Genomic DNA, 13,101 nt, shown 5'->3' on the forward strand with positions numbered 1-13,101 from the left:
GCCAGCGGTGTAGAATCGGCCTATTCATCGCCAGTCATCCCCGGCGGGTTTATGAGCTCTGGTCAAGCACGCGGCGATCCCGCGCGGTCTTGGCCCCATCCGTGCCAGTGGCAACCGGCCTGCGGCGCAAAGGACAAGAGAAGCTCACTCCCCTATTTGTGACCTGATTAAGCCGCCAGGAGTGTTTCATGCCTGATTATCGTTCCAAGACTTCCACCCAAGGCCGCAACATGGCCGGCGCCCGTGCCCTGTGGCGCGCCACCGGGATGAAGGACGAAGACTTCAAGAAACCGATCATCGCCATCGCCAACTCATTCACCCAGTTCGTTCCGGGCCACGTGCACCTGAAGGACCTGGGCCAGCTGGTGGCTCGCGAAATCGAACGCGCCGGTGGCGTGGCCAAGGAATTCAACACCATCGCGGTCGATGACGGCATCGCCATGGGCCACGACGGCATGCTGTACTCGCTGCCAAGCCGCGAAATCATTGCCGACGCGGTGGAGTACATGGTCAATGCGCACTGCGCTGACGCCATCGTCTGCATCTCCAACTGCGACAAGATCACCCCCGGCATGCTGATGGCCGCCCTGCGCCTGAACATCCCGGTGATCTTCGTTTCCGGCGGCCCGATGGAAGCCGGCAAGACCAAGCTGGCCAGCCACGGCCTGGACCTGGTCGATGCCATGGTCATCGCGGCCGACTCCACGGCCTCCGACGAAAAAGTCGCCGAATACGAGCGCAGCGCCTGCCCGACCTGCGGTTCGTGCTCCGGCATGTTCACCGCCAACTCGATGAACTGCCTGACCGAAGCCCTGGGCCTGGCCCTGCCGGGCAACGGTTCGACCCTGGCCACCCACTCCGACCGCGAGCAGCTGTTCCTCACGGCCGGCCGCACCATCGTCGAGCTGTGCAAGCGCTACTACGGCGAGAATGACGAGTCGGTCCTGCCACGCAGCATCGCCAACTTCAAAGCGTTCGAAAACGCCATGATGCTGGACATCGCCATGGGCGGTTCGACCAACACCATCCTGCACCTGCTGGCCGCAGCACAGGAAGGTGAAGTGGCGTTCGACCTGCGCGACATCGACCGCCTGTCACGCAAAGTGCCGCAGCTGTGCAAAGTGGCGCCAAACATCCAGAAGTACCACATGGAAGACGTCCACCGCGCCGGCGGCATCTTCAGCATCCTCGGTTCGCTGGCCCGTGGTGGCCTGCTGCACACCGACCTGCCGACCGTGCACAGCCGCAGCATGGAAGAAGCCATCGCCAAATGGGACATCACCCAGACCGATGACGAAGCGGTGCACACCTTCTTCAAGGCCGGCCCGGCCGGTATCCCGACCCAGACCGCATTCAGCCAGTCGACCCGTTGGGAAACCCTCGACGACGACCGTGAAAACGGCTGCATCCGCAGCTTCGAACACGCCTACTCGCAAGAGGGCGGCCTGGCCGTGCTGTACGGCAACATCGCACTGGATGGCTGCGTGGTCAAAACGGCCGGTGTGGACGAATCGATCCACGTGTTCGAGGGCACCGCGAAGATCTTCGAAAGCCAGGACAACGCCGTGCGCGGCATCCTCGCCGACGAGGTGAAAGCCGGCGACATCGTGATCATCCGCTACGAAGGCCCGAAAGGTGGCCCGGGCATGCAAGAAATGCTCTACCCGACCTCGTACCTCAAGTCCAAAGGCCTGGGCAAGGCCTGCGCCCTGCTCACCGACGGTCGCTTCTCGGGCGGTACCTCGGGCCTGTCGATCGGCCACGCCTCGCCAGAGGCCGCGGCGGGCGGCGCCATCGGCCTGGTGCGCGACGGCGACAAGGTACTGATCGACATCCCTAACCGTTCGATCAACCTGCTGGTCAGCGATGAAGAGCTGGCGGAACGCCGTGTCGAACAGGACAAGAAGGGCTGGAAGCCAGCCGAGGTCCGTCCACGCAAGGTGACCACCGCGCTCAAGGCCTATGCCCTGCTGGCCACCAGTGCCGACAAAGGCGCAGTGCGTAACAAGGCAATGCTCGAAGGGCTGTAAGGGCTTTTCTGGCATTGGCACAACCGGCGTCTCGTACGCCGGTTTTTTTTGCCTGTGGATAAAGGCCGGATCAAAGCTCTCCCTTCGCGACACATTGGCGTAATTGCGCCAGCAGCAGGGCAGCAGAGCGCTTCGGTGTCGCCGCCGACGTCAGCACGAACTGCGCTTGAGGCAAGGTTGGCAACGTCGACACTTCCACCAGGCCGGCAGCCAGAGCAGACGATCGCGTGACAGGCGTTACCCCAAGCCCGCCACTTACGGCGGTCATCAGCCCGCCGACACTTGGGCTCTGGCAAACGATGCGCCATTGCCGCCCGGCGCGTACCAAGGCCTCGATAGCTGCGGCCCGATAAGGGCATTGATCAGAAAATACCGCCAAGGGCACAGGCGTGGTGACCTCATCGCTGCCCAGCGCAATCGGCCCTCTCGCCCACACCAATGGCTCGGACCAAAGCACCTCGCCCCGTTCTTCATCGCTGCAGCGGCTGCCCAATACGATATCCAGCCCACCCGAGTGGACGAGCGAGAGCAACTCCCCAGTCAGGCCGACAGTCAGGGACACCTCTGCATCGGGATGTGCCACCGAAAAACGACGCATGCAATCGATGATCGGGGCTTTCACCATTTCCTCGCTCAACCCCACGTACACCGTGCCTGACACCCGCCGCCCTGCTCCAAGGCTTGCGCGGGCATCATCGTGCAACGCCAGGATGGTGCGGGCATAGCCTGCCAACCGAGCGCCTGCAGGTGTCAGGCTGACCGAGCGGGTCGTACGCTCCAGCAATTTTTGTCCAGCTTCGCGTTCAAGCCGCCGAATATGAGCGCTGATCGCCGACTGCGTAAGGTGCAGCCTGTGCGCAGCGCGGGTGAAACCACCGGTGTCGGCAACGGCAATCAAGCTCCGCAAAAGCACAGTATCGAACACAGATTCATCACCTATCTCACTCAATCTCGCGAGCATACGTCATTTCTATAATGAATCGCCCTGAATCAGACTGTGCGCCGAACGCCTGGGCGGTGAAGCGTCAGGCAAGGCTCATCAACACTACCTGGGAGAAGCCCCGTGGTTGAACGTATCTTGTATGTCTGCGCCTCACCCAGAGGAGAGCGGTCCGTTTCCGCTCAGATTACCGACGCATTCCTGGCGGCATTGGCCGAGCGCAAAGCGGTGGAAATCGACCACCTGAATCCTTGGGAATGCGACCTGCCTGAAGTAGATGGCGCCTTGCTCGCGGCGAAATACGCAGGGCTTGGCGATGCCCCGCTGTCAACCGCACAGGCCGCTGCATGGGATCGGATCAAGACCCTCGCTCAACGGTTCCACCGGGCCGATACCTTGGTGTTCAGCGTACCGTTGTGGAATTTCGGCATTCCGTACAAGCTCAAGCACCTGATCGACGCAATTTCGCACAAAGACGTGCTGTTCACCTTCGATGAACACGGGCTGAACGGCATGCTTGGCGGGCGTCGAGCGGTTGCCATCTACACCCGTGGTTTGGGGTACGGGCCCACCTCACAGACACCCGACCAGTTTTTTGGCCTGGAAAAAACCTTCATCGACACATGGTTTCGCTTCGTTGGGATTAACCAGGCGCACAGTGTAGTGGTCGAACAGACCCTCGGCCCTGAGGGCGCCAGGATTCGTGAAAGTGCCATTGAACAAAGTGACCCTGTTGGCACAGAACATTGACCAGAAAGCGGCCCAGACCCTCATTGTGGGCCGCGATGGTTGATATTCCCGTTACTGGATCTGCTCCGGCGTGACGATCACCCAGTTCTTGTCGGCCGTCACCGGCAACCCTTCCTTGGCCTGCGCCGCTGCATTTTTGGCAATCATCCCGTTGAGCTGGTCCATGTACTTGGCCTTGCGGTTTATCCACAGGTGGATACCGCCTTTGCCTACATCCACCCCGTGGAACTGCATGTAGCCATCGCTGGTCGGCGTGTCGCCGCCCACCAGCACCGGTTTCTTCCACTCATCGATGTAGGTAAGGATCGCCGCCTGCTTGCCCGCCATCCAGGTGGCCGGGGTCCACAGGTAAGGGGTCAGCTCCAGGCCCTCGTTAGCCTTGGCATCGTAGTGCCCGGCGCTGATCTGCTTGCGCGCAGTGGTCAGCTGTCCGCTGGCGCGGTCCTTGAGCAGCAGGCTCACGCCAATCACGTTCTGGGGCTTCACGTTGTAACCATACTTGGGGTCCGAGGCGACCATGCGCACCAGCTCTTCGGAGGCCGCCGAAATCACATAGACCTCGATGCCGTTCTCCATCAGCTTGTTGTACAGCTCGGCCTGGCCCTTGAAGACCTTGGGCGGCTGAACCTCGATGGCCTTGACCTGGTCGCCTTCGTAATAGGTGCTGGGGATCGGCTTGGTCGAAGCCATCAGCTCATCCACCTGCACCTTCAGCTCCTGCAAGGTAAAGCCGGAGAACACCTGGGCTACCCACGGGTAGCAGACCATGTCATCGATTTCACACAGCCGGTAGTAGTAACTGAACAGGCTTTCCTTGTGCTCGGCAGTGTCCTTGAACGGCATCAGCTTCAACGAAGGGTCGAGCTTGTCGCGGCTTAGCAGGCCCTTGTTTTCCATGAATGGAAGCAAGGCTTCTTCCAGGTCATAGCGGTAACTGGTGTTGTCCATGTCGAACACCGCGTAGTTACCCTTGTTGGCATTGGCGGCGATCATGCTGTCGAGCTGTTTGGCCGCGTCGGCAGGCCAGTGTTTGAGCTCCGTGGCGAAGGTTTCGATACTGAACAGCAGGGACAGGCCAATGGCGGCGGCTTTCACAGCGACTTTCATGTACGAATCTCCTGAAATGACCCAGAAACGCTAGTGCAACATTCCCCACTGCAAGCCCCCGATAACGACCTCCAGGCAGCCGCAAACGCCTTGTTCATTGCAATCTGCGACATCCCGTTATTCCATAAACGACTATGCAAATTCCATTTGGGTATAAATTCGTTTGTTTTCAGGCTGTTAGCATTTCCGTTCGCAATCGCTCACAGAGGCGATGCCACTTCTGCTTTTTTCTGCTGGAGCTTCAATGAATCTGCCGCTGTCACTCAACCTGCTGGCGTTCCTGGCCCTGTTGCTGGGCCTGGCACAAACCCGCCGCACCGACTGGAGCCTGGCCAAGAAGGTACTGCTTGGCCTGGTGCTGGGCGTGGTCTTCGGCCTTGTGCTGCACACGATCTATGGCGCTGGCCACCCCGTGCTCAAGGCGACCATCGCCTGGCTCGACCTGGTCGGCAACGGCTATGTCGGCCTGCTGCAGATGATCGTCATGCCGCTGATCTTCGCCTCGATCCTCAGTGCCGTGGCACGTTTGCACACTGCCTCTTCGCTGGGCCGCATCAGCGTGCTGAGCATCGGCACCCTGCTGCTGACCACGGCCATTGCCGCCCTGATCGGCATTGTGTTGACCAACCTGTTCGGCCTCAGCGCCGAGGGCCTGGTGGCCGGCGCCCAGGAAAGCGCACGCATGCAGGTTATCCACAGTGACTACGCGGGCAAGGTTGCCGACCTCAACATCCCGCAACTGCTGCTGTCGTTCATCCCCAGCAACCCGGTAGGCGACCTGGCGCGGGCCAAGCCGACCTCGATCATCAGCGTGGTGATCTTTGCCGTGTTCCTCGGCCTGGCCGCGCTCCAGTTGATCAAGGACGACGCCGAGAAGGGCGAGCGCGCCCTGTCGGCCATCGACACCCTGCAGGCCTGGGTAATGCGCCTGGTACGGGTGGTGATGAAGCTGACCCCCTATGGCGTGCTGGCGTTGATGACCAAAGTAGTGGCCAGCTCCAACACGGAGGACATCCTCAAGCTGGGCAGCTTCGTGGTGGTGTCGTACCTGGGCCTGGGGTTGATGTTCGTGGTGCACGGCATCATCCTCGCCGCCACCGGCGTGAGCCCGCTGCGCTTCTTCCGCAAGGTGTGGCCGGTGCTGACCTTCGCCTTCACCAGCCGCTCCAGCGCCGCCAGCATTCCGCTGAACATCGAAGCACAAACCCGCCGTCTGGGCGTGCCGCAATCGATCGCCAGCTTCAGCGCATCGTTCGGCACCACCATTGGCCAGAACGGCTGCGCCGGGCTCTATCCTGCCATGCTGGCGGTGATGGTCGCGCCAGCGGTAGGCATCGACACCTTCGACCCGCTGTGGATCGCCACCCTGGTGGCCATCGTCACGCTGAGCTCTGCAGGGGTTGCCGGCGTGGGCGGCGGTGCCACCTTTGCCGCGCTGATCGTGCTGCCAGCCATGGGCTTGCCGGTGGAACTGGTGGCGTTGCTGATTTCGGTGGAGCCGCTGATCGACATGGGGCGTACGGCGTTGAACGTGAACGGTTCGATGACGGCGGGCGTTGTCACCAGCCAGCTGTTGAAAGAGACTGACAAGGCAGTGCTGGCCGGTGATGAACATGCCGAGCTGAGCCACACCTGACAGATCGCCGGGGCGCATTGCGCCCCTCTCGCGACAAGGCCGCTCGTGTCTTGCTCAAAACCTAAACCCCCTGCGCCCCCCCCCGTAGGAGCGGGTTCACCCGCGAAAGGGCCGGCCCTGCTGGCCAATTTCCACCCGCCGTTCACCGTTGCCGCCGCTACCGTATTCGCGGGTAAACCCGCTCCTACAGGGTGGTGGATACACATCGGGGGTTGGACACAGGCCGCTGTAGGAGCGGGTTCACCCGCGAAGGGCTGCAAAGCAGCCCCCAACAATCTCAACCCTTATCCCAAACCTCGAAGTGATACACCGGCTTACCTTCCTCAGCCTGTGCCTCGCTAGAAGTCAGCCTCCACTGCCCTTCATCAAACGCCGGGAACCACGCATCCCCCTCTGGCGCCAACTCAACCCGCGTCAGGTACATGCGGCTGACCAGCCCCTTCTCCAGCGCCTGCCCATACAGCTGCGCGCCCCCAATCAGCATCAGCTCACCGACGCCCTGCTCGCGCGCCCACTGCTCGGCCCGCACCAACGCCTCTTCAAGCGAGGCGAACACTTCGGCACCCGCCAGTTCAAGCCCCGGCTGGCGGCTGACCACGATGTTCAGCCGCCCAGGCAGCGGCCGCCCCAGCGAGTCCCAGGTCTTGCGCCCCATGATGATCGGCTTGCCCAGGGTGGTGGCCTTGAAGTACTTGAAGTCCCCCGGCAAATGCCAGGGCATGGAGTTGTCGATGCCGATCACGCGGTTCTCGGCATAAGCCGCGATCAGGCTGAGGGGGAGTGATGTATTCATGCCAGCGAGGATAGCACCGGGCGTGTGGGTTATGCTTCTGCCTTGACCTGTGCAATGGAAGACCTTGTGACTGCACCCACGCCACTGGACAAGCGCTGGCTCACCGAAGCGGTACGCCTGCGCGAAGAACATGCCGGCCCGCTGGAAGACCAGGAAGCCAACCGCTACGCCCGCCAGCTAGGTGGCGACCTGGCCACGCGCATCGAAACACGTGCGCTGTTCCTGGCCGAGCGCGATGACATGACCGGCGCCCTGCGCCATTGGAAGCAGGGCGCGCGCCTGGCGCTGCTGGCCTTGTTGCTGATGGCCGTGCTCAGCGGCGCGGGCCTGGGGCTGGCCGCCCTCGGTGACGGGCAGCGCCCGGTGAATGTGTTCTGGGCGCTGGGCAGCCTGCTCGGGCTGAATCTGCTGATGCTACTTGGCTGGGGCATGGGTTTTGCCCTGAGCGGCGAGCATGGCGCAGGGCTGGGCCGCTTGTGGCTGTGGCTAAGCGAACGCTTTGCCCGCGATGCCAAGGCAGCGCACCTGGCGCCAGCGCTGCTGGTGCTGCTGCAACGTCAACGCCTCAACCGGTGGCTGCTCGGCCTGTTGGTACACGGCCTGTGGCTGCTGGCGATGCTCACCGCGCTGGGCATGCTACTGGTCTTGCTGGCGACCCGGCGCTATGGCTTTGTCTGGGAAACCACCTTGCTCGCCGCCGAGCCGTTCATCCACCTGACCCAAGCACTGGGCGCCCTGCCCTCGTTGCTAGGCTTCGCCGTGCCCGACGAAGCCATGATCCGCGCCAGCGGCGACAGCCTGCCGGCCCTGGACATGGCACGCCAGGCCTGGGCCAGCTGGCTGCTCGGCGTGGTGCTGGTATACGGCCTGCTGCCCCGCCTTCTGCTGGCCGGGCTATGCCTGTGGCGCTGGCGCCAGGGCCGTGAACGCCTGACGCTGGACCTGGGCCTGCCCGGCTACGCGCAACTGCGCGAGGCACTGATGCCGCGCAGCGAGCGCATCGGCGTGCAGGATGCTGCCCCGCAAGCCTTGCCACAGTTTGCCGCCGGGCAGCTGGAAAGCGGCAGCAGCGGTGCCCTGCTGGTGGGCCTGGAGCTGGACGACCAGCGCCCTTGGCCACCGGCCCTGCCCAAAAGCGTGACCGATGCCGGCGTGCTCGACAGCCGCGAATCACGCAACCGGCTGTTGGAGCAGCTCAGCCGCTTCCCACCGGCACGCCTGGCCATCGCCTGCGACCCACGCCGCTCGCCCGACCGCGGCAGCTTGGCGCTGCTCGCCGAACTGGCGCGCAATGCCGGCGCAACCCGTATCTGGCTGCTGCAGGCTGCACCGGGCCAGCCCCTCGATGCCGAGCGCCTGGGCGATTGGCACGAAGCCCTTGACCGCCTTGGCCTGCAACATGCCGACACCTCACCGCTGACCTGGCTGGAGCATGGCCATGACTGAGCCACTGAAACTGGCCGTGGTCGGCCATACCAATGTCGGCAAAACCTCGCTACTGCGCACCCTGACCCGCGACGTCGGTTTTGGCGAAGTGTCCCACCGCCCCAGCACTACCCGCCATGTGGAAGGTGCGCGGCTGTCTGTGGACGGTGAACCCTTGCTGGAGCTGTACGACACGCCGGGCCTGGAAGATGCCATCGCCCTGCTCGACTACCTTGAACGGCTGGAACGCCCGGGCGAGCGCCTGGACGGCCCGGCCCGGCTGGAGCGTTTTCTGCAGGGCAGCGAAGCGCGCCAACGTTTCGAGCAGGAGGCCAAGGTATTGCGCCAATTGCTGGCCAGTAATGCCGGGCTGTATGTGATTGATGCGCGCGAGCCGGTGCTGGCCAAGTACCGCGACGAACTGGAAGTACTGGCCAACTGCGGCAAGCCGTTGCTGCCGGTGCTCAACTTCGTCGCCAGCAGCCAGCACCGCGAACCGGAATGGCGTGAAGCCCTTGCCCGGCTTGGGCTTCACGCATTGGTCCGGTTCGACAGCGTGGCCCCGCCAGAGGATGGCGAGCGCCGTTTGTATGAAAGCCTGGCGCTGCTGCTGGAAAACGCCCGCCCGGCGCTGCAACGGCTGATCGACGACCAGCAGGCACAACGTTTGGCACGCCGGCACAGCGGCAAGCGCCTGATCGCCGAACTGCTGCTCGATTGCGCTGCATGCCGGCGCAGTGTCGAGGCCGAACCAGCGGCAGAAGCTCGGGCCATCGAAGCGCTGCGCCAGGACATACGCCAACGAGAACAACGCTGCGTCGAAGCCTTGCTCAAGCTGTATGCCTTCCGCCGCGAGGACGCCCATGCCAGCGACCTGCCGTTGCTGGACGGCCGCTGGGGCGATGACTTGTTCAATCCGGAGACGTTGAAACTGCTGGGCGTGCGCCTGGGCAGCGGCGTGGCGGCGGGGGCAGCAGCGGGGGCCGGGGTCGATTTGCTGGTTGGTGGCCTTACCCTCGGCGCGGCGGCGCTGGCCGGGGCGATTGCCGGTGGCGCGCTGCAGACGGCGCGCAACTATGGGGCACGGTTGATGGGCAAGCTCAAGGGCAAGCGCGAGCTGACCGTGGACGACACTGTATTGCGTTTGCTGGCCTTGCGTCAGCAGCAGTTGATGGTGGCGCTGGATAACCGCGGGCATGCGGCGCAGGACAGCATCAGGCTGGGTGAGCTGGATGAAAAGGCCTGGCGTGAGGGCAAGTTGCCGGAGGCGCTGGTCAAGGCGCGGGCGCACCCGCAATGGTCCACCCTGAATCCCGGGGCGAAGCTGAATCAGGCTGAGCGGCAGGAACAGCTGGAGGCGCTGGTTTCACAGATTTGAGCCAGCAGGGTCGGCCCTTTCGCGGGTAAACCCGCTCCTACGGCGGCCTGTGTAGTGTGCCCACCACCAATCTGCGTAGGAGCGGGTTTACCCGCGAATACGGTGGCGGCGGCAACGGTGAACGGCGGGTGGAGATTGGCCAGCAGGGCCGGCCTCTTCGCGGGTGAACCCGCACCTACACGGCGGCCTGTGTCCAACCCCCGATGTGTGCCCACCAATCTGTGTAGGAGCGGGTTTACCCGCGAAGAGGCCGACCCTGCAATAGTGAAGCGTTACTGCTGGGCCACCTTCTCCGACTTGCCGTCATAGCGCTTGCGCCATTCGGCCAGAATCTGGTCACGGTTTTTAGAAGCCCAGACAAAGTCGTTCTTGATCAACCGCTGCTCATAATCCGCCGGCAGCTCGGTTTGCGGCTTGGCGATGCCCGGCGCGGCCAGTACGGCGAAGTTTTCCTTGTACAGCTCCATGGCCGCCGGGCTGGCCGAGAAATCGGCCAGGCGCTTGGCCGCATCGGCCTTGGGCGAGCCTTTGATCACTGCGGTTGCCTCGATCTCCCAGCCCAAACCCTCCTTTGGCAGCACGATGTCCAACGGCGCGCCTTGGCGCTTGAGCTGAACGGCCGGGTATTCGAACGAAATACCGATCGGGAACTCGCCCGCCGCCGCCAGCTTGCACGGTTTGGAGCCGGAATGGACGTACTGCCCGATGTTCTGGTGCAGCGCATCCATGTAGGCCCAGCCCTGCGGCTCGCCAAAGGTTTGCAACCAGGCACTGACATCCAGGAAGCCGGTGCCGGACGAGGCCGGGTTGGGCATGACAATCTTGCCTTTGTACTCAGGCTTGGTCAGGTCCTGCCAGCTCACCGGTTTGCTCAGGCCCTGTTTCTCGGCCTCGATGGTGTTGAAGCAAATGGTGGCGGCCCACACGTCCATGCCGACCCAGGCTGGCGGGTTGGCGGCGTCACGATAATTGCCGGAAATCTTGCCCAGGTCCTTGGGCGCATAAGCTTCGAGCATGCCGTTCTGATCGAGGATGGCCAGGCTCGATGCCGCCAGCCCCCACACAGCGTCGGCTTGCGGGCGCTCTTTCTCCGCCAGCAGCTTGGCAGTGATGATGCCGGTGGAATCACGCACCCACTTGATCTCGATATCCGGGTTGGCTTTCTCGAAGGCCTGTTTGTAGGTTTTCAGCTGCTCGGCTTCCAGAGCGGTGTAGACCGTCAGCTGGGTAGCAGCGGCCGAAGCCTGCAGGCTGAACACAGCGGAAACGGCAGCGGCAAGGGCAAGGTGCTTGTGCATGGGTAGGTTCCTTTCAGGTCAGACGGTCGCGGCGCGTTGGCGCCAGGCTTGGGAGCGGCGCAGCAGGCCGCGCGAGGCTGCAGCCAGCAACAGTGAAGCGCCGGCACTGGTCAGCAGGTTCAAGGTGGACATGGCAGCGGCCCCGCCAACGTTGCCGGCGTCGTCCATGTTCAGCACGGCAACGGCAGCCAGGAGGGTGTCGGGGCTGTACAGGAAAATCGCTGCCGACACGGTGGTCATTGCCGATACGAACAGGTAGCGGATGATATCCAGCAGTGCCGGCAGGCAGATCGGCACGGTCACGCGCAGGAAGTGCCTGTACAGCGGCGCTTTCAGCGACATCGCGGCAGCCTCGAACTCGCCGTCGAGCTGGCGCAGGGCGGTGGTCGCGGTCATCTGCGCGGTGGTCAGGTAATGGGCAATGGTGCACACCACCAGCAACCCCATGCCGCCGTACAGCACATGCAGCGGGTTACCGTTCAGGTTGAAGAAGAATACGTAGCCCAGGCCCAGTACCAGGCCCGGCACGGCCATGGGGATGAAGCTGAGCAGGCGCAGCGCATGGTTGAGCAGGCGTTGGCCCTGGGTCTTCTCCATCAGGTAGGCGCCGGTAAAGATCACGATGCTGCCGATCAGTGCGGTGCCAATGGCCATGGTCACGCTATTGCGGTAGGCCAGCCAGCCGCCACCGGCAGTGTCTTCGAACAGGTAGTGGCGCAGCGACAACGACAGGTTGTAGGGCCAGAAAGTGACCAGCGAGGAGTACACCGCCATACCGATCACCACCAGCAACGCCGCGCACACCAGCAGCACAATGGTCAGGAAGCAGGCATCGCGGCCGCGTGATGGCTTGGGTTCGAACACCTGGGCACGGCCACCCATGGCCTCGCCCTGGCGTCTACGCAGCCAGGCGTCGACGGTAAAGCTGAACAGGGCCGGCAACAGCAGCACCATGCCGATCAGCGCGCCACGGCCGAACTGTTGCTGGCCCACCACCGCCTTGTAGGCTTCCAGCGCCAGCACTTGATAGTCGCCCCCCACCACGACCGGTACACCGAAGTCTGTGATAGTCAGCGTGAATACCAGGCAAAACGCCGCGAATACCGCCTGGCGCGAGGCCGGCCAGGTGATGCTGGTGAACGCACGCCACGAGCCTGCCCCCATGCTGGAGGCCGCATCGAACAGGCGAGCATCGGCCAGTGACAGTGCCGACAGCAGAATCATCAGCGCATGCGGGAAGGTATAGATGGCCTCGCCCAGCACGATGCCCCAGAAGCCGTAGATATTGTCGCTGAGCAACCCGCGCAGCAGGCCCTGGTTGCCAAACAGATAGACCAGGGCGATGGCCGGCAGCATCGACGGTGCCAGCAATGGCAGCAGCGAAATCCCCCGCCACAGGCCCTTGGCCGGAATCAACGTGCGTTGCAGGGCAAAGGCGAACAAATAGGCCAGCGGTACCACAATGGCCGCGACAGTGAAGGCCACCGACAGGCTGTTGCCAAGCAACCAATGGAAGCTGGCGCTGGTGAACAGTTCACGGGCCGCCAGCAAGCCACCGCCCTGGCCCGCTTCACCGCTGAAACCACGCCAGAAGATCGCCAGCAACGGCATCAGCACGGCCAGCACCAACAGGATCAGCAGCAGGCTCTTGCCGCCGACGACGAACAGCCGGTCACCCAGGGCGATGCCAGCACGCGGCGCGGCTTTGGCCTGGCTCAACGGCAGGGACATTGGCGCGGCCATC

The 13,101-nt window shown here is 63.4% G+C and carries 10 protein-coding genes; 5 read left to right on the forward strand and 5 right to left on the reverse strand.

Annotation, left to right across the window (positions count from 1 at the left end; all coding sequences use genetic code 11):
- The first annotated feature begins 188 nt into the window (after positions 1–188).
- Positions 189–2,030: a dihydroxy-acid dehydratase gene (gene ilvD / locus ACZ889_RS02600; protein ID WP_476257157.1), complete on the forward strand. Its 1,842-nt coding sequence runs from the start codon at positions 189–191 to the stop codon at positions 2,028–2,030.
- Positions 2,031–2,100: 70 nt separating this feature from the next.
- Here ilvD and ACZ889_RS02605 read toward each other — a convergent pair whose 3' ends face one another.
- Positions 2,101–2,955, reverse strand: coding sequence for a LysR family transcriptional regulator (locus ACZ889_RS02605; RefSeq protein WP_033725406.1), 855 nt, complete (start codon positions 2,953–2,955; stop codon positions 2,101–2,103).
- Between the two features lie 138 nt (positions 2,956–3,093).
- On the opposite strand from ACZ889_RS02605, the gene ACZ889_RS02610 reads away from it, so the two are divergent.
- Positions 3,094–3,720: an FMN-dependent NADH-azoreductase gene (locus tag ACZ889_RS02610; protein ID WP_476257158.1), complete on the forward strand. Its 627-nt coding sequence runs from the start codon at positions 3,094–3,096 to the stop codon at positions 3,718–3,720.
- A 51-nt stretch (positions 3,721–3,771) separates the two neighbouring features.
- Here ACZ889_RS02610 and ACZ889_RS02615 read toward each other — a convergent pair whose 3' ends face one another.
- The gene (locus ACZ889_RS02615) at positions 3,772–4,827 is read right to left on the reverse strand and encodes an HAD family hydrolase (protein WP_003249051.1); all 1,056 of its coding nucleotides are present in this window, start codon (positions 4,825–4,827) and stop codon (positions 3,772–3,774) included.
- Positions 4,828–5,071: 244 nt separating this feature from the next.
- Here ACZ889_RS02615 and ACZ889_RS02620 point away from each other — a divergent pair, with 244 nt between their 5' ends.
- Positions 5,072–6,463, forward strand: coding sequence for an L-cystine transporter (locus ACZ889_RS02620; protein WP_014861503.1), 1,392 nt, complete (start codon positions 5,072–5,074; stop codon positions 6,461–6,463).
- A gap of 277 nt (positions 6,464–6,740) precedes the next feature.
- Here ACZ889_RS02620 and ACZ889_RS02625 read toward each other — a convergent pair whose 3' ends face one another.
- Positions 6,741–7,256: a dihydrofolate reductase gene (locus ACZ889_RS02625; RefSeq protein ID WP_003249048.1), complete on the reverse strand. Its 516-nt coding sequence runs from the start codon at positions 7,254–7,256 to the stop codon at positions 6,741–6,743.
- A 54-nt stretch (positions 7,257–7,310) separates the two neighbouring features.
- Between ACZ889_RS02625 and ACZ889_RS02630 the strand changes: the two genes are divergently transcribed.
- Together ACZ889_RS02630 and ACZ889_RS02635 are read left to right on the forward strand one after the other, a co-directional pair.
- Positions 7,311–8,702 carry a DUF2868 domain-containing protein gene (locus ACZ889_RS02630; RefSeq protein ID WP_180689118.1) on the forward strand — a complete coding sequence of 464 codons (1,392 nt, stop codon included), beginning with the start codon at positions 7,311–7,313 and terminating at the stop codon, positions 8,700–8,702.
- Positions 8,695–10,059: a GTPase/DUF3482 domain-containing protein gene (locus tag ACZ889_RS02635; protein WP_004577212.1), complete on the forward strand. Its 1,365-nt coding sequence runs from the start codon at positions 8,695–8,697 to the stop codon at positions 10,057–10,059. Before ACZ889_RS02630 ends, ACZ889_RS02635 begins: the two co-directional genes overlap by 8 nt.
- 272 nt (positions 10,060–10,331) lie before the next feature.
- Here ACZ889_RS02635 and ACZ889_RS02640 read toward each other — a convergent pair whose 3' ends face one another.
- Entirely contained in the window at positions 10,332–11,357 is a 1,026-nt protein-coding gene (locus tag ACZ889_RS02640) for a putative 2-aminoethylphosphonate ABC transporter substrate-binding protein (RefSeq protein ID WP_012053979.1), read from the reverse strand.
- An 18-nt stretch (positions 11,358–11,375) separates the two neighbouring features.
- The gene (locus ACZ889_RS02645; protein WP_476257159.1) at positions 11,376–13,100 is read right to left on the reverse strand and encodes a putative 2-aminoethylphosphonate ABC transporter permease subunit; all 1,725 of its coding nucleotides are present in this window, start codon (positions 13,098–13,100) and stop codon (positions 11,376–11,378) included.
- Between the last annotated feature and the right edge of the window lies 1 nt (position 13,101).

It is taken from the genome of Pseudomonas sp. TE3895 (genome assembly GCF_056278855.1).